This is a genomic window from Stenotrophomonas riyadhensis (genome assembly GCF_040256885.1).
Classification (GTDB): Bacteria; Pseudomonadota; Gammaproteobacteria; order Xanthomonadales; family Xanthomonadaceae; genus Stenotrophomonas; species Stenotrophomonas riyadhensis.
In genome coordinates, this window is record NZ_CP155568.1 from 2,870,534 (window position 1) to 2,894,485 (window position 23,952).

Sequence of the window (23,952 nt, forward strand, 5' to 3'; positions counted from 1 at the left end):
GTGCCGGGTCGTCAGTCGCCACCCCTGCGGCGGCGGCGATCCGGTCGCAGCATCGCCACATCGCCCGCCGCCAGCGTCGGCCGCGCCAGCTCACCACGCTTCACGCGGTCCAGCACCCGCCGCGAATTGGCGGCGCAATCAATGCCTTCCGGCCGCGCCTGGATGTCTTCGATCAGGGCCAGCAGGTGCGTCCGGCTCTGTGCCAGCCGCAACTGCAGCGCCTCGATGTCGACCACCTTCTGCTGCAGCATCGTGATCAGTGCATCGTGCTGCCACTGGCCCATGTCCGGTGGCAGCAGCGCGCGGATCTCGTCCAGGCTGAAGCCTGCGCGCTGTGCACCGGTGATCAGCTCCAGCAGCAGTACCGCCTGCTCCGGGTAATCGCGGTACCCATTGGCCTGGCGCTGCACTGTCAGCAGTCCGGCGTCCTCATAGAAGCGGATCCGCGACGCTGCCAGGCCCGTGAGGCGGGCCAGCTCACCGATCTTCATCTGCCTGAATCCTCGACATTGGAACCCGTTGACCTTCAATCAAACTTGAAGGTTAGCGTAGCGCCATTCCCCTGTCCTGGAGCTGTCCGATGTCGCTGTTCTCGCCCCTGGCACTGCCTTCCGGTGCCGTCATCCGCAACCGCATCGCCAAGGCGGCGATGGAGGAAAACATGGCCGACGACGATCACGCGCCTTCGGCCGCGCTGCTGGAGCTCTACCAGCGCTGGGCCGACGGCGGCGCCGGCGTGATCATCACCGGCAACGTGATGGTCGATGGCCGCGCCATGACCGGCCCGGGCGGCGTGGTACTGGAAGACGATCGCCACCTGGAGCGCTTCATCGCCTGGGCCGACACCGCGCGCTCGCGCGGGGTGCAGATGTGGATGCAGATCAACCATCCCGGGCGGCAGATGCCGGCCGCCCTCGGCCAACCGGCATTGGCGCCTTCGGCGGTCCCCTTGGACATGGGCGCACTGTCCAAACAGTTCGCGCCGCCGCGGGCGATGACCGAGGCGGATATCGAAGACGTGATCGCCCGCTTCATCCGCAGCGCCGAGCTGGCCGAACGTGCCGGTTTCAGTGGTGTGGAAATCCATGCCGCGCACGGCTACCTGCTCAGCCAGTTCCTGTCGCCACTGTCGAACCGTCGCGAGGATCGCTGGGGCGGCAGCCTGGACAACCGTGCACGCCTGCTGCTGGAGATCGTGCAGGGCGTGCGCGCGGCGGTGTCGCCCGCCTTCGCAGTGGCGGTGAAGCTCAACTCCGCAGATTTCCAGCGCGGCGGCTTCTCGCCCGAGGATGCGCGCGCCGTGGTGGAGATGCTGGCGCCACTCGGCGTGGATCTGGTCGAGCTGTCCGGTGGCAGCTATGAAGCACCGGCCATGACCGGCGCCGCGCGCGACGAGCGCAGCCTGGCCCGCGAGGCCTACTTTCTGGAGTTCGCGCGTGAGATCGCCACGGTGGCGACGATGCCGCTGATGGTCACCGGCGGCGTCCGCCGCCGCGCGGTGGCCGAGCAGGTACTGGACAGCGGCGTTGCGATGGTCGGCATTGCCACCGCGCTGGCGATCGAGCCGGATCTGCCACACCACTGGCAACAGGGCCGCGACCAGGTGCCCGCGTTGCGCAACATCAACTGGCGCAGCAAGCCGCTGGCGGCCAGCGCACACATGGCGGCGGTGAAATACCAGTTGGCTCGGCTGAGCCGCCGCCGCCCCACCGCGCCGGGTGTCTCACCGGTATGGGCACTGCTGCTGGCACAGGCGGCCGGTAAATGCCGGACCCGCCGCTACCGGCGCTGGATCGGTGCACGCGCGGGCGGCAACTGAGCGGGCAGGCTTCTCATCGTCGAAGCGATGCTCCACCATCTGCACGATCGGCGGCAATCCGTCGCCGGTCGCAGCACGCAGAAGGAACCACCGTGGCAGCAGGACCAACCAGGAACCGCGAAAAGCTGCTCGATGACCTGCTCTCGCTGGGCCGCAACTGGGCGCTGGCGATCGCCATCGCCGGTGCCGGTGCAGCGGTCCATTACAGCGAGTCGGTGTACGAAGCAGGAATCTGGCGCGGCCTGCTGCCCACGATCTGCTTCCTGGTCGCCATCGTCTGGATCGTGCTCAGCATCATCCGCTTCGACCTGACCATCCAGCAGCACTTCGAGCGGAAGCTGTCGCGCTGGCTCAGCCGCCTGCTGTATATCGTGCTGCTCGGCACCGGTATCACCGCCGTGTTCTTCGTCACCGAGCTGGCGGAGAACAACCACATCGCGCGGATGTGCGACTCGGTGGCCAACGAACCCGGCAGCCGCATCCACAGGTCGGCCGAATGCCAGCGCCTGTACCAGCACCGCGCGGCCTACCGGCAGCGGCTCGAGTCGGCCGAGGGCGAGTTCGACTGAGGACGTCGCGCTGCATGCGTTTGACGCACGCGAAGAACACACGGCGTGGATATGCGGTCGGGCACAGTAGCTGCGCCCCCCCTTCCGTATGACAACTCCGGCCCGCATGCTCCACCACCCCGCCCCTGCCTGCCACGATGCCGTTGCCCTGCAGGCGGGTGTACTCGGCGGGGTACTCGGCGTGGCGCTGTTCAAGGCGATCGCCCTGTCGGTACTGACCAACGGCTCGTTGATGGCGACGGGATTGTGGCTGCTGGCCTGCGCCCTGCTGGGCGCCTGGGCGCTGGCCGCCTACCTCGCGTGCCTCGCGCTGAGCCGCCGCGTCTTCGTGCTGATGCTGGCACTGTGCACGGTGCTGGTGGTCTGCATCGCCTGACCACGCAAGTGCCCGACTATCACCAAATCGTTACAAAATAACAAGTGCGATCGGTCGGATTGTGCGTGCCCGGCATCACGGATTGGAATGCCATGGCCGCTCCGGCATCACCCCGAGACCACCCATGACCCTGCAGCCCCTGTACCGCGCCGCCCTGACCGCCATCGCCCTGGCATCGCTCAGTGCCTGCGCCACCTATGACGACAGCAACATGCACCAGGCCTGCCAGGAATCGCCGCACCTGAAGGATCTGCCGCGCGACGTGGCCGCCCGCGAGAGCCGTTGCAACAAGGGCATGGAAGTGTGGTCGAGCGAGCGCAAGGGCAGTGACCGGCCGATCGACCTGAGCGGCAAGAAGAAGGATCTGTAATCGTGGCCGGCGCAGCCTGCACGGCTGCGCCTTCACCGTGAGGGTCAGGCGGCCATCCCGAACCAGCGCTGCAACGCCTGGGGCAACCCCGTCTTATCACCGCCCGCGTCGCAGGCCCAGGCGACGATGCCATCGGGGCGGACCAGAACCGCGCCCAGCCCCAGCACGCCCTCCTGCTCCGACATGATGCATGGAGGGCGTTGCGGCAAGCATTCAACAGCCTGCAGCAACGGAGCCCCTGTCTCGAACACCAGCAGCGCGCCCTGCCCTGCCCTCAGCACCTCCCCTGGGCGGCGGCCATCGGCCAGCAGGACGTCCGGCACGCTGCGACCGACCAACGGATGGCCATCGCCCAGATCGAGCTGCTGGGCAACGCCCCAGACCCGTTCGGCCAGATAGGTCGCACCATCACGGGTGTCGGCCAGATCCGCCATCACCGTCGCCAGCGCGCGTGCGCCAGTCCCCGGACGCATCAGCGCAACCTGCGCGCGTGACCAGTCCAGCACCCTGGCGCCGATCGGATGGCGTTCGGCCTGATAGCTGTCCAGCAGTGCCTCATCAGCATCACCCCGCACCACGGCGGCCAGCTTCCAGCCGAGGTTCATTGCGTCACCGATACCGAGGTTCAACCCCTGCCCACCCAAGGGCGAGTGCATGTGCGCGGCGTCACCGGCCAGCAGCACGCGGCCGTTGCGATAGGCCGTGGCCTGGCGTGCGGCATCGGTCCAGGTGGTGGCCAGATGCAGCGCGGTGATCGTTGCATCGCGGCCGGAGACCCGACGCAGCAACGCCTGCGCGGCACCCTGGTCGAGCACGGTCCGATGGCCAGCACCACCGTCGAAATCGGCCAGCGCCAGCACATCCGGTGGATTGAAATTGCACATGCCGTGCGCGGTGTACTGGCGCCCCGGCGTGAGCACCGACGGATCTGCCAGCTCGACCCGCAGCGAATGGCCGGTGAACTCCGGCTCGGTGCCAGCGAAGCTGAAGCCCGACTGCTTGCGCACGGTGCTGCGGGCACCATCGCAACCGACCAGCCAGCGGCCGTATACCCTGCCGCGTCCGGTCTGCACCGCAACCTGCGCCTCCTCCGCTGTCACCGCCTGCACTGCGCAACCGCGGTCGATGCGTACGCCCAACCCGCTTGCCCGCTCGGCCAACACCGCCTCCAGCGCCTGCAGCTCAATCGCCATCTGCACCCCCACCGGCGTTGGCAGTCGCCAGCGCCAACGCTCGATGTCCACGTTGTCCAGCGCGAACGGGATGCCAGCGAAATGGCCACCCAGCGGCCGCGGCTGCGCCAGCCAGTGAGCCGTGCCGGGCGGCGGTGCGCCCTTGTCCGGTTTCAGCACCTGGCTGGCGGCGACCGCGTCCAGCAGACCGCGCCGGTCCAGCGCTTCCAGCGTGGGCGCGTTCAAACCGCGCAGTCCAAAGGGCAGCCGCTTCAGCGGTGATTCGGGCACCTCGGCCTGCTCCAGCACCGCGACCGAACACCCGGCCAGGGCCAGTTCGCAGGACAGGAACAGACCGACCGGGCCAGCGCCGGCAATCACGACGTCGTACACCATGGGAATTCCTTGTGAGCACCGGGCCGGCGCTCTGTAGATTCGAATGTTACACTCGGTGTACGTTTCAACAAGTGAACCGCCCATGACCCCGCCTCCGGGCCGCCGCGAGCAGCGCAAGGCCGAGACCCGCCAATTGATTTCGGACGTCGCCACCGAACTGATCATCCGGCACGGCTTCGAAGCCGTGTCCATGTCCGGGATTGCCGAGGCCGCCGGGGTCTCGCGCAAGACGGTCTTCAACTATTTCGCCAGCAAGGAGGACCTGGTGTTCGACCGCGACGAGGAAGCGCGGGCGCTGCTGCGCGAGGGCATGGCGGCGCGCAGCGGCCTGACTCCACTGGCCGCCTTCCAGTCACTTGTCCGCGAACTGCTGGACCGTGGCCATCCCCTGCTGCGGATCAATGCCGGCGCGGCCGCCTTCTGGGCCACCGTGGCCGACAGCCCGGTGCTGGTCGCGCATGCACGCCGATTGCAGGCCCAGCTGACCGATGACCTCGCACAGTTGATGGCGGTCTCCGCAGGCCGGGACACCAATGACGCAGAAGCCCGACTGGCCGCGGCCATGCTGATGGCATCAATGGTGGCCGCCTATGAGAAGGGACTGGCCAGCCAGCTGCAGGGCGAGGATCCGCGCGAGGCCATGGTGCAGGTGATCGTGCGTGGTGCCACCGGCGTGCTGGCGGCCCTCGCCGGCACCCCCTACACGGACCCGCACGCACGTCCATAGCGCATGCGGGGGATAGGTCACGAAGTGTTGCAAATGCTAATCTTTCTCATTTGCAGCCATGCCAACTCCCCCCATGCCCCGTCCGACAGCCTTGCAGCGCGCCCTGTGCCTTGCGTTTACCCTGCCCCTGGCCCCGCTCGCGCAGGCCGCCGAGCCCCAGACTGCCGCCCCCAGGGACCTGGACAAAGTGGAGGTCCGCGGCCGCGCCCAGACGCTGTACCGGGTGGACGATGCGGCGGTCGGCACCCGCACCGATACACCACTCGAGCAGGTTCCACAGTCGATCCAGGTGATCCCGCGCGAGCTGATCGACGACCAGGCCGCGCGCCAGGTGACCGACCTGTACCGCAGCATCAGCGGCATCAGCTTCTTCAGCTATGCCGGGGTGACCCTGCGCGGATTCCGCCAGGAGAACGTGCTCTATGACGGCCTGCGCGGTGACCCGTATGCCGGCTTTTCGGTGCCGCAGCTGTTCAACATCGAGCGCGTGGAAGTACTGAAGGGTCCGGCCGGTGCCTTGTATGGCGGCGGCGATGCCGGTGGTGTCATCAACTATGTGACCCGCAAGCCCAGGGCCACCGCCGAACGGCGCATTGAAGTGCAGCTGGGCAACAAGAACTTCCGTGCCGGCTCGATCGAAGGAACCGGCCCGCTGAACACCGCCGGCACCGTTCGCTACCGTGCCGGCCTGTATGCCGACGGCGAACAGGGGCTGCGCTGGAATGCCGACAGCGAGAGCGTGATCGGCGATGCCTCTCTGGCCTTCGACATCGGCCGGACCGGCGAGCTGGTGCTGCAGTTCACCAACATCACCCAGGACCTGGGCGGCAACCGCCTGCGCGGCGTGCCGGTGAACGATGCAGGCACCTTCCTCACCGATCGCCGCTGGAACCACAACGAGGCCAGCGACTTTCTCGACATGCGGGCCAAGGTGGTGCTGGCACAGTATCGCTTCGCGCCACGCAACACTCTGGACGTGGATTTCGCCGCCCGCTGGTTCAGCAACAACGAACACCAGATGTACCACGAGCCGATGGGACTGATCGATCGTGACCGCGATGGTGTGGCCGAGTGGATGACGCGCCAGCTGCGCAACCAGATCCGCGACAACGAGGCGTTCACCGCCAACGCCAATGCGGTCTGGAGGATCAACACCGGCGCGGTCGAGCACAAGGTGCTGTTTGGCGCTGATGTGTACCAACTGGATGCGGATTTCACTGCGCAGACCGCCAACAGCGCCGACCTTGCGCGCGGCGCCGGGCCGGTACGCGGCATCGATCTGTTCCACCCGGTCTATGGGGCCAGCACCTGGCATGACTACAACCTGGGCGCCCTGCCCTGGCGCAGCACCTCCACCCGCAGCACGCGCCACGGTGCCTACCTGCAGGACGAACTGGCGCTGACCGCACGCTGGCATGTGCTGGCCGGGTTGCGCTGGGATGGCTTCAAGGACGACGACCGCATTGGCCGCAGCAGTGTCGATGGCAGCGACCTCAGCTGGCGCCTGGGCAGCACGTTCACCGTCCGCGACGGCTTGAACATCTACGCCAACGTGGCCAGCGGTTTCGTGCCGCAAAGCGCGGCCAACCAGAATCCCGCTGCCGGCGGCCCGTTCGATGCCGAGCGCAGCAAGCAGTGGGAGGTCGGGATGAAATCCCTGTTGGCCGATCGCGTGACCTTGAACATGGCGGCGTACCGCATCGACCGCAGCAACATCGTGCAGGCCACCGGTGAAGTAATGGGCGGGGTGAACCAGCTGGCCGCGCTTGGGCTGGTGCGCAGCACCGGCATGGAACTGGACCTGCTGGCCGACGTCACCGAGCGCTGGGTGGTGAACCTGACCTACGCCTACAACGACGCACGGGTGAAGGACGCCGGCCCGAACGGCATCACCAATGCCTCCGGTGGCCGCTTCGCCAATGCACCGCACAACAAGCTGGGGTTGTGGACCCGCTACGACCTGCCGGCGATCAACTCCGCCATCGGCTTTGGCGCCGATCATGTGGACGAACGCGTGAGCCTGGATGGACAGACGGTGAAGGCCTATACCGTGTTCGACATGAGCTGGAAGACCACGTGGAAGCAGTGGCAGTTCCAGGCCAACGTCAAGAACCTGTTCGACAAGGTGTATGCCGCCAGCGGCTTCATCGAGCGCAACGGGCACTTCCCGGGTGAACCGCGGCGGGTGTACGTGCAGGCGGCCTACGGCTTCTGAGGCCGTGCCGCAGGGAGCAGCGGGGGAAGTGGCCACCCACTTCCCCTGCCAGCGTCAGTGCGAGCAGGACACCAGCATCGAGCGGGTGGCCATCTGGGTGGAGGTGAAACCGTTCTTGTTGCCCACCGCGATGGCGTTTCCTTCATCGCCATCCTTGCTGAAGACCACATAGCCCCCCGGGCACATCTGCCCGGCCTTCTCGTAGCAGCCACTCCAGGAACTGGAGCCGCTGCAGTCGATGGACACGCCACGGCGACCATCGGGCGTGACGGTCATCCTGGCGGTGGTACAGCCGCCCAGCGCGGCAACGAACAACAGCGGAACGAACAACTTCATGGGCACTCCAGGGTTGGGGATCAGCAGACGGGCGCCAAGGCTGGAGTGCCCGGATTGCGCGAACCTTGCGCCAGATGGCCGCACCGCTGCGGGGTTCCCCCTGCGTTGGCACGCCATGTTCACGCAATGTTCCTGTAATACGGTGCCGGCGCCTGCCGAAGTCCCCCGCGCCCCTTCCCGTCCGATTCCCGCCGATGCACATCCTGCTGATCGAAGACGAAGCCGAACTGGCCGCTACCTTGAAGTCCGCCCTGCAGCGCGAGCGCTACGTGGTGGACCTGGCCAGCACCCTGGCGATGGCCCGCGAAGCAGCCCTGCTCGGATCGCACGACCTGGTGTTGCTGGACCGCACCCTGCCCGACGGTGACGGGCTGGGATTGATTTCACTGTTGCGTGAGCGCAACCCCGGGGTACCGATCATCGTGCTCAGCGCGCTGGGGCAGTTACCGGACCGCATCGCCGGCCTGGATGAAGGGGCCGACGACTACCTGGCCAAACCCTTCGCACTGGAAGAACTGTTCGCGCGGATCCGTGCAGCCGGGCGCCGGCCGAGCGGCATGCAGGTAGAGCCGGTGAGCATCGGCCGGCTGCTGTTCGACCCCGCTTCGGGCGAGGCCAGCGTGGGCGGACAGCGGCTGGAGCTTCCGCGCCGCGAGATCCGCGTGTTGGCGGTCCTCGCCCGCCGACTGGGCCGCACCGTGCTGCGCGAGTCCATTGAAATGGCGGTGTACGGCTTCGACGACGGCATCCATTCCAATACGCTGGACTCGCATGTCTCACGCTTGCGGCGCAAACTGGCCGACGCGGATGCGAGGGTGGAAATCCATGCCATCCGGGGTGTCGGCTATCTGATGCGGGAAACGAAGTAATGGCGCTTCGACCCTCACTGAAGCGCCCGCTGATCGTCAAAACGCTGATCTACCAGCTGCTCGCACTGCTGGTGGCGTTCTTCGCGCTGCTGATGGTGCTGGTGCGTGTCGACAGCGGCGGCTACTACACCATCCAGACCTTCGCCCCGGTGGCGGCAGAGGCCGTTCACCGCGACAGCAAGGGCGAACTGTATGTGGAACACACACCGGAGCTGGACGAACTGCTGAAGATCGTCCCCGGCGCGTGGTTCATCGCCGAGGATGAACATGGGCACCATGTGACCTTCGGCGACGTTCCGCCTGCCTATGCCTCGCTGGTCGGCGCCCTCGACGGCATTCCCTACGGCGACCTGCGCGGACGCGGCCGCAACGATGGCCTGGCCACGGTGATACGCCAGCACAGCGGTCCGGCCGGCAAGCTGACCATCATGGCGCATGGCGAAACCGATACGCTGACTTGGCAGATGGCGTTGGCTGCACACATCATCACCCTGCCGATCTTCCTGCTGCTGGGCCTGGCCACCATCATCCTGACCCCGATCATCGTGCGTCGCGCTCTGGCCGGCGTGGAACGCATCGCGCAGGAAGCACGCAACATCTCCGCCAGCCGCCGTGGCATCCGCCTGACAGAGACCGCAGTGCCGGTAGAGATCGCCCCCCTGGTGACCGCGGTGAACGAAGCGCTGGACCGCCTGGACGAAGAGCACGAACGGCAACGCCGCTTCATCGCCGCCGCCGCCCATGAGCTGCGCACGCCGATCGCCATCCTGCGCTTGAAGATCGATGCGACCGATGATTCCACCTCGCGCAGCCTGGCCGTGGAAGTCGCTCGGCTGGCAACGCTGGCCGAGCAGCTTCTCGACCTGCACCGCATGGAAGAAAATGGCCCGAAGGACTCCCTCAACCTGGCGCGCGTAGCCAAGCGGGTCGTCGCCGATCTGGCCCCCCTGCTGATCCAGTCCGACAAGACGGTCGCCCTGGCGGTGGAACCGAATTTCCCGGTACTGGGCGAGCCCGGCGCCATCGAACGTGTGCTCTCCAACCTGGTGCTGAATGCCGCCGAGCACGGTGGGCGCCATATCATCGTGCGCGTGCAGGGCAGCAGCCTTGAGGTGGAAGACGATGGCCCCGGCATTCCGGTCGACCAGCGCGAACGCGTGTTCGAACCCTTCCAGCGCCTGCGCCCCCGGCAGACAGGCGCCGGATTGGGCTTGAATCTGGTGCGGCAGGTGATGGACCGCCACGGCGGCCACGTCACGATTCTGGATGCACCCGCTGGCGGTGCCCTGATCCGCGTCGAGTTCCCGCTGCATCCAGGCGTCACCGGTGCGCCTGCGCACTGAGCGCCTCCCCCACGTGGATGACTCTCGGCTGTCCAGGCGCAGCGGCCGCGGTTGAGGCGCAAGGTTGCGGCAATGTTCGCTGCCCAGCATTCAGGTGAGTGGCACCCCTGAGGCTGCTGCGTCCGGATCTGACAGGAAGCCTGCATGTGACCAAGGGAGCTCCTCCACCGTCCTCTTCCACGCGCACTGTGCCACCGCGGAATTCGCCGGGCCTTACGTCTGCCGCATGGAATCGTCGCCCACGCTCTGGCCCGGCGCTCGGCCTGCAACATTGGCCACTGTGGCTGCGGACAGTTCCCGAAGTCGAGCGCACCGGCATGCTGCTGCGGCTGTTCGGCGCCTTGTTCCTGCTGCTGCCCGGCATAGCGCTGGTGACTTCAACGTATCGGCACACGAGTGCAGCGGCGACCGCTGCCGTATTCCTGTTCGTCGCCGTGCATGCCGCCCTGCATGGGCTGGCAGCATGGCGAGCGGCAACCTCGCGCCCAACGCCACCGCTGCTGCGCGCTCTGGATGGTCATGCCGCCGGGGCAATGATTGCCAGTGCGCTGCCGATCGCCATCGGTGCAGGCATGACGAAGCTGCCGGTTGCAACGTTCTTCTGGTTGTTGGCCGGCGCGGCGAGTCAACTCTGCGGTGCGCGGCTGGCAAGCCACCGCCTGCGCAATGCGCTGCTGGTTCTCGGTAGTGGCCTGCAGTTCATCGCCGCAGCACTGCTCGCCCTTCCTGCCGGAAGCTGACACGACGATAGACCCGCAAGGTTCACGCAATCCAGCGCATCGAGACTCGACAGACCTCCACTTCTGCCACGACAGACGTGCACTTCTTCTGTCGCGAGGACTACCGATGACCTGTCTCCCCTGGATGCTGCGCAGATGAGCGCCGTACCGCGCAAGCGCCGTCGTGCGCTCATCATTGCTGTCGCCCTGCTGTGCAGCGCGCTGATTCTGTTTGCCTGGCTTCGGCCCGCACCGCCACCACAACTGCAGGTTGCACCGGTCGTTCGCGGCAACATCGAACAGGTGGTGGAGGCCACTGGCACGCTGAAGCCCTCGCGACTGGTAAGCGTGGGTGCACAGGTTTCTGGCCGCATCGACACCCTGCATGTAAAGCTGGGCGACAAGGTGAGGGCCGGCGATCCCATCGCCGATATCGACTCGCGGACCCAGCGCAATGCACTGCTGAGCGCCCGGGCCGCACAGCGCACCGCGCGTGCCAACCGCGATGCATTGGCCACCGACCTGCGCCAGCTCGAGCAGACACTGCATCGACAACGGCAGCTGGTCGCGTCGCAGCTCGTGGCACGCGCCGACGTCGATGCGGCCAAGGCCAGGGTCGATGCCACCCAGGAACAGATCGCCGCGCTGGAAGGTGAGATCGTGCGGCGGCAGACCGACGTGGATATCGCGCAGACCAACCTCGAGTACACCCGTATCACCGCCCCCACCGACGGCACCGTGCTGGCCGTGGTGGCGCGCCAGGGGCAGACCGTGAACGCGGTACAGAGCGCACCGACCATCGTGATGCTGGGAAACCAGGACGTGATGACGGTATACGCGGAGATTTCCGAGGCAGATGTCGTGCATACCTCCATTGGCCAGGAAGCGTTCTTCACCATTCTTGGCGATGCAGGACGTCGCTACAGCAGTACGCTGCGCGACATTGCACCGGCTCCCGAATCGATCACCAACGAAGACACCTCCGGCTTCGCTCCGGCAGGTGCTTCGGCGGGCGCCAGTCGCACCGCCATGTACTACAACGGCCAGTTCGACGTAGACAACGCCGATGGTCGCCTGCGCAGCTACATGACGGCGCAGGTACGCATCGTGCTGGGGCGCGCCAAGGGCGTGCTGACCATTCCCTCGGCCGCGCTGGGTGCGCGCGCCACCGATGGCAGTTACAGCGTGCAGGTGCGCGGCGCGGATGGCCACCCGGCCCTGCGGCGCATCACCACCGGGCTGGACGACCAGATCAACGTGGAAGTGCGCAGTGGCCTGCAGGAGGGCGAGCAGGTGGTACTGGCGCAGACCGGCGATGCTGCCGCCACAGCCGCCACAGCCGCCGCGCAGCCATGATGGACGTGACGCAGGACGCACCACTGCTGCGCGTGCGCGGCATCCGCCGTGAATTCGCAGCCGGCGAACAGACCCTGGTCGTGCTCGACGGCATCGACCTGGATATCCGCGCCGGTGAGCTGGTGGCCATCGTCGGCCAATCCGGCTCGGGCAAATCCACGCTGATGAACATTCTGGGCTGCCTGGACCGGCCCTCGGCCGGCGCGTATCAGATCACCGGTCGCGAGACCGCGCAGATGTCACCGGACGAACTGGCCGAACTGCGCCGTGAGCACTTTGGTTTCATCTTCCAGCGCTACCACCTGCTGACCGACCTGACCGCGCTGGGCAACGTGGAAGTTCCGGCGATCTATGCGGGGATGCCGGCTGCCACGCGCCACGCCCGCGCGGCCGAGCTGCTGGCGCGGCTTGGCCTGGGCGAGCGCCTGCAGCACCTGCCTGGCGAACTGTCAGGCGGCCAGCAGCAGCGTGTTTCGATTGCGCGCGCACTGATGAACGGCGGCGCGGTGATCTTCGCCGATGAGCCGACGGGCGCACTGGATACACATTCAGGCCAGGAGGTGATGAAGATCCTGGGCGAGTTGCATGCCGAGGGCCATACCGTGGTGCTGGTCACCCACGACATGGCCGTGGCCGAACATGCGCAGCGCATCATCGAAATCCGCGATGGCCGCATTGTCGATGATCGTGCCACGGGCAGGCTCCTGATGGCAGGAGCGCCAGCGACGGCCCTGCCGCAGCGCAGCGAAGGCAGTGGCTGGCAGGCCATGCGCGACCGCTTCGGCGAAGCCTTCCGCATGGCCCTGCGCGCGATGAACGCGCACCGCATGCGTACCTTCCTGACCATGCTCGGCATCATCATCGGCATTGCATCGGTGGTGGCGGTGGTGGCGCTGGGCACCGGCGCACGGCAGGCCATCCTGTCCAACATCTCCTCGCTGGGCACAAACACCATCGAGATCTATCCGGGCTCCGGCTTCGGCGACGTGCACGCCGCACAGGTGGAAACCCTGACGCCCGGCGACAACATGGCGCTGGCCGGGCAGCCGTTCGTGGACAGCGCCACGCCCGGCGTCGCCAGCAGCGGCACTACCCAGCGCGGCAACCGCTCGGCCAACGTGCAGATGCAGGGCGTGAGTGAGCAGTACTTCCGTGTGCACGGCTTGAAGCTGGGCGAAGGCGCCTTCTTCGGCCCACCTGCCGTGGCAGGCTACCAGCAGGTGGTGGTGATCGATGCCAATACGCGTGCACGGTTCTTCGCAGCACAGGAAGACCCGATCGGCCAGACCCTGCTGCTGGGCAACGTGCCGGTACGCGTGGTGGGCGTGGTGAAGAAGGACGCCGGCGCCGTCGGCGACGCCTCACTGCTGCGGGTGTGGCTGCCCTACACCACCACCATGGCGCGCATGCTGGGGCAGAGCCATGTGTCCAGCATCACCGTGCGCGTCTCCGATGCAATCAGCATGGAAGTCGCCGAGCGGGCTATCGGGCGATTGCTCGCACGCCGCCACGGCAGCACCGATTTCTACATGAGCAACAACGCCCAGATCCGGCAGTCCATCGAACAGACCACCGGCATCCTTACCATGATGATCAGCTCCATCGCCGCCATCGCGCTGGTGGTGGGTGGAATCGGGGTGATGAACATCATGCTGGTGTCGGTGACCGAGCGCACACGCGAGATCGGCGTGCGCATGGCGGTGGGCGCGCGACGCAGCGACATCCTGCAGCAGTTCCTGATCGAATCGGTGCTGGTGTGCCTGCTCGGCGGAATGCTCGGTATCGGCGTAGCCCTGGCGCTGGGCGCCGCGTTGGAGCTGGCCAACGTGGGTTTCAGCCTGGTGTTCTCTGCCAATTCGATTCTGGCCGCCTTCGCCTGTTCCAGCCTCATCGGCATTGGTTTCGGCTTCCTGCCCGCGCGGCGCGCCGCCCAGTTGGATCCGGTGGAGGCGCTGGTTCAATAGCCACTTCACTGCCTGCAGTGGCGGCAGGTTCGCGCAATGTCTGCAGGGTCTACTGCAGCTACCGACAATGTCCGCACAGGAGCTGGACGATGTTCATGAAACCGGGAAGAGCCGCGCTGTTGCTGGCGGCGGCTGCGAACCTGTTGGTGTTGTTGCCTTACTCCGGCGACGCCCATGCGCAACGCGGCGACCGCTACAGCCCGCAGTGGAACCAGGACTACCGTGACCGCGATCGTGATGCATGGGAGCGCCGTGAGCGTGAGCGCGAACGTGATCGGGAACGCGAGCGCCGCCACGAGGCCAGGACAACCGGCGTAGTGGTGGGTGTAGTGGGCGCGGCGGTGGTGGCTGGTGTGATTGCCGCAGCCGCCAAGCGCGAACGCGAGACCCGCGAGCGCGCCGACTACTGCATACGCCGCTACGGCAACTATGACCGCCGCAACGATACCTACCGCAGCGCCGACGGCTACACCTATCCCTGCCGCTGACCGCCCCCCAAGGAAAAGGAACCCATGACCAGGACCATATTGTTGATTGCACTCTGTGTTGCCCCGTTGCTTGCCGCAGCCACACCGGCCGACCCTGGACAGGCCTATATCGATTCCACGTTCACCGCGATGGACGCCAACAAGGATGGGCACGTCGACAAGGCCGAGTACGCGAGATTCCAGCAGGAACGTTTCAGCAGACAGGCCGATTCGATCGACGTCGCATTCAAGGAAATGGATGCCGACAAAGACGGAAAGATCAGCAGGAAGGAAGCCGCGGTGGTGCCGGAAATCGCGAAGTATTTCGCGGGGCTGGATACTGATGGCGATGGCCATCTGTCGCTGAAGGAGATGCAGCAGGCGATGGTGGCCGCACAGACGGCAGATGCTCCGACAAGGTAGCGCCCCGATACGGGTAGCTGCCCACCATGGTGGGCCAAGCGCCTGATCGCGCTTCATTACCGGATGCCACGTCGCATCGCTTTGGTAGGTGCCCACCTTGGTGGGCACGACTCCGTCACCACGCGCGAGGACCCGAACGCCCACCAAGGTGGGCATCTACCAGGTAGCGCGACGCTCAGCGCACCTTGTACAGCACCGCCGCACCGGGGCGCGGCTCGAACGCCGGAACCGTCTGCTGGGTGAGGGCCGCGCCCTTGGCATCCCACACCAGCGTTTCCACCGGGTATTCATCCTTGCGGGTCATCTGATCGATCTTGGCGACGACCACCGTCGCAGCAGCCGGCACCTCCGGATTCCAACCAAATACACCAATGCGGCCGTAGAACACCGCGGGTGCAGAGGCATCCAGCCGGCGGTCCGGGCACATCACCAGCCCACGATCGAGCATGACCCGCAGTGCGCCGACCGGCACCTTTTTCACTGTAGGCGTGGTGCGCTCGTTGCTGTGGCCGGGGCAGACATTGGCAGCGCGGGTAACCATGTCCTCGGCCACCTGGCGGTCGGATTGTGCGAAGGCTGCGGCCGGGATCAGGCAGAGGCCGAGCAGTACACGCGTGGACGTCCGGGTCATTGCAGATTCCTGTGATGGATGCCAAGCGAACTTAGCAATGCCGGTCCTCCGAGTTGCAAAGACCACGTGATGCTGCAGGCCAGCCCCACGCAGCCTTCGTCTTCACGGAACCAGGCAGCGTTCCACCTGCCGCGACTGCACGTGGCAGGCATTCACTACTGCTGACGCAGCAGGTTCCGGATCGCCTAACGGATCCGGCCCGGCGCCCGTGCCAGACGCATGATCCCGTCCGGTGGAATGACGGTGCCATCGTCCATCACGATAAGCATGTCAGCGACTTCGCCCTCGTGCCCCTGCTTCGCAGTGGTCACTAGGATGTTCAATGGATCCGTCCGGATATCGTAGCCGCCACCGATGTGCTTCAAGGTTCCGATTTGGTTCCAATCAATTTCCATGGCCAGCTCTTGGATTCAGGCATTTCATGTTGCCATGCGCCGGGTGGTTGGGCGAGCTGAGATAGACGGCATCTGGATGCGCCCTGCCCTCTAGTGAAAGACCCCATGCAACGTCAAGGCCCCTTATCATGCGGGCTTAGGGGCTCTACATGCCCGGTTGACGCTTGCAAGGCAGTACCTGGATGTCTATGGAATGGCGCCCCTCGGGCTGGGGCCAACGTGTGACACGCTCGCCACACTGGCGGTTGCGGCTGGATGGCGAATGCATCGAGCTGAACATCGCAGGCCAACAGTACCGCCAGCGCGTGGATGACGATCACAGCGTGCAGGTCATTCCTGGGCTTTTCTGGGCCAGCGTTTCATTGCAGACCGACAGCGGTTTCGTGTCCGTGGGCGGCCTGCCCAACGGGCAAGCGTCCCAGCTTGCAGCGGCTGTGCGGACCCTGCTCTTCGCGCGCAGCACGCATGGGCGCAAGGGCCTGTTCGAGGACATCCTCGAGCAGATCCAAGCCTGGTTGAGCGCGGCGGACGCACTGACTGATCGAGGTCACGCCAGCCGACGCTGGATCACCCATGAGCAGCAGCAGGCGTTGCTGGCTGATCGGCCCGCCCTGCCGCTCTCCCCGGATGAGCTGGAGAGTCTGTTCCTCGATGCGAACGTGCACGGCGACCTGCGCTCCAGCCGCCATCTGGTTGCGCTTGAGGCACTGAATGACTGGCATCTGGATTGGCCCGCCATCTGGGCCGACGCCAACGCGACCATGGCAACGCGTGAGCAGGTGCTGGCCAAGGACTTCCTCGACCGGGTCGAGAGCAAGCCCCTGACCGAGGAACAGGCCCGCGCCGTCATCTGCTTCGACAACCGCGTGCAGGTCGTGGCCGCGGCCGGCTCCGGCAAGACCTCCACGATGGTCGCCAAGGCGGCCTATGCCATCGACCGCGGCTTCGTCGAACCCGAGCGGATCGTGATGCTCGCCTTCAACAAGGACGCTGCCAAGGAGCTGGAGGAACGCGCGCAGCAATCCTTCGACCGGCTCGGCATGGGCGATACCGTGGTGGAGGCCCGGACCTTCCACGCCCTGGGCCTGGCCATCATCGCCAAGGCAACGGGACGCAAACCGGACATTCCGGAATGGGCCATCGACGCGACGCAGGGCTTCAACAAGCTTGCCGAACTGGTGGACGACCTGAAGGACCGCTCGACCCACTTCCGCACCCAGTGGGATATGTTCCGCCTGGTGTTCGGGCGCGATCTTCCGCCGTTCGGTGCCGAAATGATGGCCGATGGCTACGACCGCGATGGCACGCCCTATATCCGCACACTGCAGGGTGAGCGGGTGAAAAGCCTGGAAGAGTGCGTCATCGCCGACTGGCTGTTCTACAACGGCGTGACCTACGACTACGAACGGCGCTACGAATTCGATACGGCGACCGACACCCATCGCCAGTATCGCCCCGATTTCTATTATCCGGACGCCGGGTTGTATCACGAGCACTTTGCGTTGGATGCCGGTGGCCAGCCGCCAAAGCATTTCGCCAACTACGCAGAAGGCATGCATTGGAAGCGCGAGCAGCATGCAGCGCGTGGCACGGCTCTTGTCGAGACCACCTCGTATGGCCTGCGCAGCGGAGACGCCCTGCGCCATCTGGCCGAGAGGTTGGACGAGTCCAACGTCGAGCTCGACCCGAACCCGGACCGCGAGCTGCCCGAGCAGGGCGCAAAGCCCATGCCGGACGCGGACCTGATCGGCTTGATGCGCACCTTCATTGCTCACGCCAAGAGCAACTGCCTGACGCTGGACGCTATGGCCGCACGCCTGCGGCAGATGCCCGAGGATCAGTTCAAGGAGCGACACCGTCGCTTCCTAGAAATCGCAGGGCCGGTTTTCCAGGCCTGGGACAACGCACTGGCTGACGAGCGCGGCATCGACTTCGAAGACATGCTCAATATGGCCGCTGGACTGCTGGAACAGGGCCGCTACGAATCGCCTTACGATCTGGTGATGGCCGATGAATTCCAGGACGCATCGCGCGCCCGCGCACGCCTCTGCCGTGCATTGGTCAGCCGCCCCGGCCGCTATCTGTTTGCGGTGGGCGATGACTGGCAGTCGATCAACCGCTTCGCCGGGGCCGACGTTTCGGTGATGACCGGATTCCGCGAGTGGATGGGCCATGGCCAGGTGCTGAAACTGGAGCAGACGTTCCGCTGCCCTCAAGCGCTCTGCGATGCTTCCAGCCACTTCGTCAGCAGGAACCCCTCTCAGATCGTCAAGGAGGTTCGTTCTGCTGCACCGGCCATGGGCCCGGTGCTGCAGGCGTTCCAGATGAATCGGCGTGAGGAGGTGCAGGATGGCGTTCGCCAGTACCTCGCCAAGCTGCATCAGCAGTTGTTGTCCGGGGCGGTGCCGCAAGGGCGCAACGGACGCGTGACGGTCTTCATCCTGGGGCGCTACCGCGCCGATCGCAGCGCGATGCCTTCGGATTGGAAGACAGCCTTCGGCAGCACGGTGGAGGTCGAATTCCTGACCGCACATCGATCGAAGGGGCGCGAAGCGGACTACGTGATCCTGCCGGGCATGATCAACCGCAGCTTCCCGAGCCTGCGCGCGGATGACCCGGTGCTTTCCCTGGCAATGCCGGATGGGGATACCTACCCACTGAGCGAAGAACGGCGGTTGTTCTATGTCGCGCTGACGCGGGCGCGACGGTCGGTGGCCATGTTCACCCTGCAGGGGAAGCGCTCGCCGTTCCTGGACGAGCTGGTGAAGGACGGGGCAGTGAAAGTGACCGCAATTTCAGGCGCGGCCATCAATGAAGAACGCTGCCCAGTGTGCAAGGTGGGCGTGTTTGTGGACCGCAATGGGCCGCATGGGGCTTTCCGGTCGTGCTCCAGTTACCCGTTGTGCCACAACAAGCCGAAGGGTGGGCGTCGCGGGTAAGCGCATTCTTCTGCGCACTCAGCGCGGCGATGTTCGACCTGGCCAAACTTTCATCAAGAACTATGCCCGGAGCCTGGTCCCGCCAGGGGATCAGCCATCCATGCTGCAGCTGGACCTCGTCAACTTTTGATGGATGACCCCATGGAACAGTGGCATCTCGCGACACTGCTGGCGTTATTCCTGCACCGGATCGAGGTGACGGGTGGCATCATGCCGCCCCTTCTCGGCCAGCCGACTCGGCTAGGGCGTCAACGCCTCAATCCAGTGCTACCTGCTGCCTCGACATGTCCAGTATGTTCACATTCTGGTCGACGAGCTGGGCTTCAAAGACGTCGCTGCCGAATTCCCGGATAAACAAGCGCTCCTCCTCGTAGATCGAGATACATTGAAGCCAGTTGACCTGCAGCGGCGGAATATCAAGCTGCGGAAAATGATCTTCATTCCAGAAGAAGGGTACAGCCAGATAAACGTGAGGCATCCTTGGATTTGGAATATAATCACGAAATATGTTATCTACAACGCACCCCGGAAGGACAGATCTCTTAGTCTTTATGATGTGGAGCGCGACTGACGCAACGGCATTCACCCAGTAGCCCTCAGAGGCGAGCGCTGCGGCACATAGCTCAACTCTCGTGAAGAGCTCATCACCAGAACCTGTAATCAACGCAACCTCGGACAAACCGATCGTTCCGATCGATACAATCTCCGGGTCGACGGGGTCCAGGCAGGTCAGCATGTCGATTGACGCAGCCCCCGTCTCATCCAGGTATTCCCGGACCTCTGGCTTGCCACCAAATATCTTCTGCTCGTATTTAGCTACCAATCTGCAGTGAGCACTTGGGGTAGACATTTATCACTCCGGACTTCAGTCAATTGTAGTTTTTACGTCCTTCTAACCTCGCGACACCGCGCTAGTCCCGCAGAAGCTGGAGTTGGGGTCAGACCTTCCATGTAACGCCGCCTCACACTGAGTAGTGCAGAGGCGGGATCAAGACATAGCTCAGCGGCATCGCATAACTCTAGGTTGGCGCCCTTATGGACACGCATGAGGTGCGGCAGTCTAGCGAAGGGAGATGGCGAGTCAATGCAACTATGCAGAATTTGATGAAAGGTAGCGACGCAATTGACACCCCGCTTCCATCTTTAACCCGTGAGGCCGTGCCGCTGGGCTGCGTTGGCTGTAACCAACTTTTGAACGTAAGAGTGCGCGAGGTACAGGGCTCCAGCGGACGAGGGGGCGATAGCGTCATGCTTGCGCTGTGATAGCTGAGGGGCATCCTTGTGCGGCGCATCGGCCGCTTGCCAACTACAGCGAAGGGTCGCCAAGCAGGATCAGAAGGTTGCAGCTCTTTTAGAACCGTCCGTGATATCGGGGTAGAACCCCGGGGTAGAACCCCCTGCCGGCAACGTCCTGCAGTTCCAGCTCAGCCTTGCCGAACGCACATCCAAGACTCACCGCATCGGAGGCCATCATGGGCGCGGCTGAAAGACTGGAAGAGCTGCTATCGCTTGATCGCGTGCGCCAGATGACCGGTATGGGCACCACCTTCATCTACGGCGAGATCAAAGCTGGCCGCTTCCCGCGCTCTATCCGCATCGGCCGTCGCGCACTCTGGATACAATCCGAGGTGCAAGGCTGGGTTCGGCAGCAGATCGCGCAGAACCGACCTTTGCAGGTGGATGGGTAAGCGGGCGGGTAGCGAAGGCTGTAGAAACGAAAAAGCCCCTATTTCTAGGAGCTTTTTGTAAAGACTGGCGGAGAGAGTGGGATTCGAACCCACGGAAGGTTTAACCCTTCGCCGGTTTTCAAGACCGGTGCCTTAAACCGCTCGGCCATCTCTCCAATCGGGTCCCGGTCGCCCGGGCAGCGGCGTATTCTCGCACGTGAAGAGCATTTGCCCAAGACCACCCTTGCCCCCGCCCTTCGCATCCGGCACGGTGGGGCCTTCACTGCAATCGGAGCACCCATGGCCCACCTCGATCTGGCCAACCTGCGCACCACCCTGCTGGACGACACCCAGCTGGCCGCAGTGGCGCTGCACCGCACGTTCGCCGGGCACCTGCCGGTCAGCAGTGGGCATCTGGTGGTCTGCGATCCGCTGGTCCAGGCCGAGGCGCCCGCGCTGGCCGACTACACCGCCCCGCTGGGCCGGCATCCGGTCGAGATCATCGTGCACAGCGGCCGCCCGGCGCTGGCCGTGGTCTGGTTCAAGCCCCGCGAAGCCCTCACTGCGTCTGCCCTGCACTGGCAGATGGCGCGCTGGACCACGCAGGACCTGACCGGCCTGGATGAGGACAGTTTCATTGGCTATCCGGTCGACGCCGGCATCGGCTGCTTCATGGATACCAACACTCAGCAGGCACTGCTGGCCCTGATCGAACAGGCCGATGGCGACGAAGACAGCGAATGGTCGGATGCGCTGATCGACCATGACGGCCTGGATGAAGGCGCCGAGTACCGCCCCTGGGGCGAGGACTCTCCACACGGCCTGGTCGTATTCACCAGCGGCTGGGGCGACGGCGTCTATCCCAGCTACTGGGCGCTGGATACCTCCGGCATTCCGGTCGCCCTGGTCACCGACTTCCTGTGCATCCAGGGCGGTGACGGGCGCGACGAGCGCGAGATCGCCGACCAGGCCTATCGCGATAGCCTTCCACCCGAAGAAGCTGAAGCGCTGGCACGGCTGGTTGCCGCCGTGGACCGCGACGACCCGGATGCGCTGCGAGAGCTGTTGAAGGATGCGCCACAGCGCGCCAACCAGATCGAGCCCGGTTGCGGCGGCACCGCCCTGTTCGAGGCGATCCGCCTGGACCGTCCACAGGCACTGCGGGTGCTACTGCAGGGCGGCGCGTTGCCGGCAATGCCGGAGCGCCTGCACATGAGCAAGGTGACCAGCTACATGGACTACGCCCGCTTCCTGAAGAAGCCACGCAGCGCGGAACTGATGGCGGTGCTGGAAGCGCCGGTCGTTGCCGAGCCCACACCGACCGCACCGCCGCGGCGCAGCTTCTGGGATCGGCTGTTCGGCCGGAAGTGACCGGGGCCGGAAAGCAGCAACGCCGGGCATGGCCCGGCGCTACCGTTTCACAGATCGGCGGTGCGGTTGCGGCCAGGTGCCTCAGCCCGCATCCACCGCCAACGCGCCCAGCGCACTGGCCTTGATCCGCTCCTTGGCCTTTTCACAGGCGCCACCGCAATCCAGGCGCGAGGCCTCCAGCTGCGGCGGCAGGTGCTCGGCCAGGAAGTCGATGAACACGCGCACCGCCGGCAGCAGGCCGCGGCGCGAGGCGAATACGGCATGGCACACGCCCTGCGGCAGCGACCAGTCCGGCAGCACCACTTCCAGTTCGCCGTTGCGCACCGCATCGGCGCACACGGTTTCCGGCAGCATGGTGATGCCGAAACCGTCCTTCACCATGCTCTGCAGCAGCGGGAAGTCGAAACCGGCCACGCGCGGCTGCAGGTCGACCCGGCGAACCTCGCCTTCCGGGCCGTGCAGCTCCCAGCGCTGGCGGGCCTCGTCTTCGCTGATGCTGAGGGTGACGTGCTGGGTCAGCTCTTCAGGATCCTTCGGTCGGCCGGCGCGGTCCAGGTACTTCGGGCTGGCCACCAGCAGTTCCTGCACCTGTCCGAAGCTGCGCATCACCAGGCTGCCGTCGTCGTCCAGACGCGAACGCACGCGCAGGGCCACGTCGTAGCCTTCATTGATGATGTCCACGCGGCGGTTGCTGATGTTCAACTGCAGGCGCACCTTCGGGTACTGCTCAAGGAATTTGGGCAGCAGCTTGGGCAGCTGCATCTGCGCCAGCGACACCGGCACGCTGGCGCGCACCACGCCGCGCGGTTCGGCGCTGAGGCGGTCCACCACTTCGCGGGCGGCCTGTGCTTCGGCCAGCATCGTCTGCGCATGGCGGTGCACGCTGGTGCCCACGTCGGTAACGGCAAAACGACGCGTGGAGCGCTGCAGCAGGCGCACGCCCAGGTCGGTTTCCAGCTGGCTGATGCGGCGGCTCAGTCGCGACTTGGGAATGCCCAGCGCGCGCTCGGCGGCGGCGAACCCGCCGTGGTCGACCACCATCGCGAAGTAGTACAGATCATTCAGGTCATGCATGCCCGAGTTCCATATCTAGAACAATACGTGGCATTCAATCATCTTTATTCCGTCTTTGCAACAACCTATCGTTCTCTCCGTCGGCGGGGCCACCCCGCCCCTTCCTCCCAGAACATAGGTGACTGCCATGAAGCTTCTGCATCTCGACGCCAGCGTGCTTGGCGACAACTCCGTCTCGCGCCAGCTGTCGGCCGCCGTGGTCGCCCGCTTCACGGGCCAGATCGACGGCCTGCAGGTCGATTATCGCGATCTTGACGCCAATCCGGTACCGCATCTGCGCAGCAGCTCGCTGGCCAAGACCGATGCCGCCGAGGCGACCGACGCTGAACAGGTGATGCAGCAGTTCCTGGAGGCCGACATCGTGGTGATCGGCGCGCCGATGTACAACTTCAGCATTCCGTCCACGCTGAAGGCCTGGATCGACCGCGTGGCCGTGGCCGGCCGCACCTTCAAGTACACCGAGAACGGCCCGGTGGGCCTGGCCGGTGGCAAGCGGGTGATCATCGCCAGCAGCCGCGGCGGCATCTACACCGACTCGCCGGCCGACTTCCAGGAGCCGTTCCTGCGCCAGGTGTTCGCCTTCATGGGCATCAACGAAGTCGAATTCGTGCGTGCCGAAGGCATCGCCTACTCGCCGCAGCACCGTGAAGACGCCATTGCCGGCGCGCTGGCAGCACTGCCGTCGCACGCAGCGGATGAAGCCGTCGCTGCGTAACGCGTTCCAACGGTCAGCGCCCCTCTCTCCTCGTCTGGG

General features: G+C 65.4%; 24 protein-coding genes and 1 tRNA gene. 17 read left to right on the forward strand and 8 right to left on the reverse strand.

What is annotated here, in order from left to right; all coding sequences use genetic code 11:
• Positions 1-11: 11 nt before the first annotated feature.
• A complete protein-coding gene (locus tag SriyCCGPB3_RS13430) occupies positions 12-491 on the reverse strand; it encodes a MerR family transcriptional regulator (RefSeq protein WP_153856064.1) in 480 nt (159 codons plus the stop codon).
• A gap of 89 nt (positions 492-580) precedes the next feature.
• Between SriyCCGPB3_RS13430 and SriyCCGPB3_RS13435 the strand changes: the two genes are divergently transcribed.
• The 4 genes from SriyCCGPB3_RS13435 to SriyCCGPB3_RS13450 all read left to right on the forward strand — a co-directional run bounded on the left by SriyCCGPB3_RS13435 (position 581) and on the right by SriyCCGPB3_RS13450 (position 3,134).
• Positions 581-1,819, forward strand: a complete 1,239-nt coding sequence (locus tag SriyCCGPB3_RS13435) for an NADH:flavin oxidoreductase/NADH oxidase family protein (RefSeq protein WP_350259404.1) — start codon at positions 581-583, stop codon at positions 1,817-1,819.
• Between the two features lie 92 nt (positions 1,820-1,911).
• The gene (locus SriyCCGPB3_RS13440; RefSeq protein ID WP_350259405.1) at positions 1,912-2,388 is read left to right on the forward strand and encodes a hypothetical protein; all 477 of its coding nucleotides are present in this window, start codon (positions 1,912-1,914) and stop codon (positions 2,386-2,388) included.
• Between the two features lie 106 nt (positions 2,389-2,494).
• On the forward strand, positions 2,495-2,764 hold the full coding sequence (locus SriyCCGPB3_RS13445; RefSeq protein ID WP_110712741.1) for a hypothetical protein: 270 nt from the start codon (positions 2,495-2,497) through the stop codon (positions 2,762-2,764).
• Positions 2,765-2,888: 124 nt separating this feature from the next.
• Complete coding sequence (locus SriyCCGPB3_RS13450) at positions 2,889-3,134, forward strand: hypothetical protein (protein ID WP_110712742.1); 246 nt, start codon at positions 2,889-2,891, stop codon at positions 3,132-3,134.
• 44 nt (positions 3,135-3,178) lie between these two features.
• Here the strand turns inward: SriyCCGPB3_RS13450 and SriyCCGPB3_RS13455 are convergent, their stop codons facing one another.
• Positions 3,179-4,702 (reverse strand): FAD-dependent monooxygenase, encoded by a 1,524-nt coding sequence (locus SriyCCGPB3_RS13455; protein WP_153856061.1) that lies wholly within the window; start codon positions 4,700-4,702, stop codon positions 3,179-3,181.
• Between the two features lie 82 nt (positions 4,703-4,784).
• Between SriyCCGPB3_RS13455 and SriyCCGPB3_RS13460 the strand changes: the two genes are divergently transcribed.
• Both SriyCCGPB3_RS13460 and SriyCCGPB3_RS13465 read left to right on the forward strand, forming a co-directional pair.
• Positions 4,785-5,429, forward strand: coding sequence for a TetR/AcrR family transcriptional regulator (locus SriyCCGPB3_RS13460; RefSeq protein ID WP_350259406.1), 645 nt, complete (start codon positions 4,785-4,787; stop codon positions 5,427-5,429).
• Between the two features lie 73 nt (positions 5,430-5,502).
• The gene (locus SriyCCGPB3_RS13465) at positions 5,503-7,644 is read left to right on the forward strand and encodes a TonB-dependent siderophore receptor (protein WP_350259407.1); all 2,142 of its coding nucleotides are present in this window, start codon (positions 5,503-5,505) and stop codon (positions 7,642-7,644) included.
• Between the two features lie 54 nt (positions 7,645-7,698).
• Here SriyCCGPB3_RS13465 and SriyCCGPB3_RS13470 read toward each other — a convergent pair whose 3' ends face one another.
• Entirely contained in the window at positions 7,699-7,980 is a 282-nt protein-coding gene (locus tag SriyCCGPB3_RS13470) for a hypothetical protein (protein ID WP_008266215.1), read from the reverse strand.
• 194 nt (positions 7,981-8,174) lie between these two features.
• Here SriyCCGPB3_RS13470 and SriyCCGPB3_RS13475 point away from each other — a divergent pair, with 194 nt between their 5' ends.
• The 7 genes from SriyCCGPB3_RS13475 to SriyCCGPB3_RS13505 all read left to right on the forward strand — a co-directional run bounded on the left by SriyCCGPB3_RS13475 (position 8,175) and on the right by SriyCCGPB3_RS13505 (position 15,121).
• On the forward strand, positions 8,175-8,849 hold the full coding sequence (locus tag SriyCCGPB3_RS13475; RefSeq protein WP_180855467.1) for a response regulator transcription factor: 675 nt from the start codon (positions 8,175-8,177) through the stop codon (positions 8,847-8,849).
• A complete protein-coding gene (locus SriyCCGPB3_RS13480; protein WP_164162067.1) occupies positions 8,849-10,192 on the forward strand; it encodes a sensor histidine kinase in 1,344 nt (447 codons plus the stop codon). The genes SriyCCGPB3_RS13475 and SriyCCGPB3_RS13480 overlap by 1 nt, the downstream gene beginning before the upstream one ends.
• A gap of 317 nt (positions 10,193-10,509) precedes the next feature.
• On the forward strand, positions 10,510-10,932 hold the full coding sequence (locus tag SriyCCGPB3_RS13485) for a hypothetical protein (protein WP_239506173.1): 423 nt from the start codon (positions 10,510-10,512) through the stop codon (positions 10,930-10,932).
• A gap of 135 nt (positions 10,933-11,067) precedes the next feature.
• Positions 11,068-12,267 (forward strand): efflux RND transporter periplasmic adaptor subunit, encoded by a 1,200-nt coding sequence (locus SriyCCGPB3_RS13490; protein ID WP_248857977.1) that lies wholly within the window; start codon positions 11,068-11,070, stop codon positions 12,265-12,267.
• Positions 12,264-14,231 (forward strand): MacB family efflux pump subunit, encoded by a 1,968-nt coding sequence (locus SriyCCGPB3_RS13495; RefSeq protein WP_433963276.1) that lies wholly within the window; start codon positions 12,264-12,266, stop codon positions 14,229-14,231. The genes SriyCCGPB3_RS13490 and SriyCCGPB3_RS13495 overlap by 4 nt, the downstream gene beginning before the upstream one ends.
• An 89-nt stretch (positions 14,232-14,320) precedes the next feature.
• The gene (locus SriyCCGPB3_RS13500; RefSeq protein WP_110712751.1) at positions 14,321-14,719 is read left to right on the forward strand and encodes a hypothetical protein; all 399 of its coding nucleotides are present in this window, start codon (positions 14,321-14,323) and stop codon (positions 14,717-14,719) included.
• Between the two features lie 129 nt (positions 14,720-14,848).
• Entirely contained in the window at positions 14,849-15,121 is a 273-nt protein-coding gene (locus SriyCCGPB3_RS13505; protein WP_350259409.1) for an EF-hand domain-containing protein, read from the forward strand.
• 175 nt (positions 15,122-15,296) lie between these two features.
• Here the strand turns inward: SriyCCGPB3_RS13505 and SriyCCGPB3_RS13510 are convergent, their stop codons facing one another.
• Together SriyCCGPB3_RS13510 and SriyCCGPB3_RS13515 are read right to left on the reverse strand one after the other, a co-directional pair.
• On the reverse strand, positions 15,297-15,752 hold the full coding sequence (locus SriyCCGPB3_RS13510; protein ID WP_164162064.1) for a hypothetical protein: 456 nt from the start codon (positions 15,750-15,752) through the stop codon (positions 15,297-15,299).
• Between the two features lie 185 nt (positions 15,753-15,937).
• Complete coding sequence (locus SriyCCGPB3_RS13515; RefSeq protein ID WP_153856052.1) at positions 15,938-16,147, reverse strand: hypothetical protein; 210 nt, start codon at positions 16,145-16,147, stop codon at positions 15,938-15,940.
• A gap of 188 nt (positions 16,148-16,335) precedes the next feature.
• Here SriyCCGPB3_RS13515 and SriyCCGPB3_RS13520 point away from each other — a divergent pair, with 188 nt between their 5' ends.
• Positions 16,336-19,086, forward strand: a complete 2,751-nt coding sequence (locus SriyCCGPB3_RS13520; protein WP_350260377.1) for a UvrD-helicase domain-containing protein — start codon at positions 16,336-16,338, stop codon at positions 19,084-19,086.
• Positions 19,087-19,342: 256 nt separating this feature from the next.
• Here the strand turns inward: SriyCCGPB3_RS13520 and SriyCCGPB3_RS13525 are convergent, their stop codons facing one another.
• The gene (locus SriyCCGPB3_RS13525; protein WP_350259410.1) at positions 19,343-19,936 is read right to left on the reverse strand and encodes a suppressor of fused domain protein; all 594 of its coding nucleotides are present in this window, start codon (positions 19,934-19,936) and stop codon (positions 19,343-19,345) included.
• Positions 19,937-20,558: 622 nt separating this feature from the next.
• On the opposite strand from SriyCCGPB3_RS13525, the gene SriyCCGPB3_RS13530 reads away from it, so the two are divergent.
• Entirely contained in the window at positions 20,559-20,774 is a 216-nt protein-coding gene (locus SriyCCGPB3_RS13530; protein ID WP_010480570.1) for a helix-turn-helix transcriptional regulator, read from the forward strand.
• 65 nt (positions 20,775-20,839) lie between these two features.
• Here the strand turns inward: SriyCCGPB3_RS13530 and SriyCCGPB3_RS13535 are convergent.
• Positions 20,840-20,929 (reverse strand) — tRNA-Ser (locus SriyCCGPB3_RS13535).
• Between the two features lie 124 nt (positions 20,930-21,053).
• On the opposite strand from SriyCCGPB3_RS13535, the gene SriyCCGPB3_RS13540 reads away from it, so the two are divergent.
• Entirely contained in the window at positions 21,054-22,124 is a 1,071-nt protein-coding gene (locus tag SriyCCGPB3_RS13540) for a DUF4241 domain-containing protein (RefSeq protein ID WP_350259411.1), read from the forward strand.
• An 81-nt stretch (positions 22,125-22,205) separates the two neighbouring features.
• On the opposite strand, the gene SriyCCGPB3_RS13545 is transcribed toward SriyCCGPB3_RS13540, so the two are convergent.
• A complete protein-coding gene (locus tag SriyCCGPB3_RS13545; RefSeq protein WP_005410175.1) occupies positions 22,206-23,198 on the reverse strand; it encodes a LysR family transcriptional regulator in 993 nt (330 codons plus the stop codon).
• Positions 23,199-23,325: 127 nt separating this feature from the next.
• On the opposite strand from SriyCCGPB3_RS13545, the gene SriyCCGPB3_RS13550 reads away from it, so the two are divergent.
• Positions 23,326-23,913 (forward strand): FMN-dependent NADH-azoreductase, encoded by a 588-nt coding sequence (locus SriyCCGPB3_RS13550; protein WP_014037684.1) that lies wholly within the window; start codon positions 23,326-23,328, stop codon positions 23,911-23,913.
• Positions 23,914-23,952 lie beyond the last annotated feature (39 nt).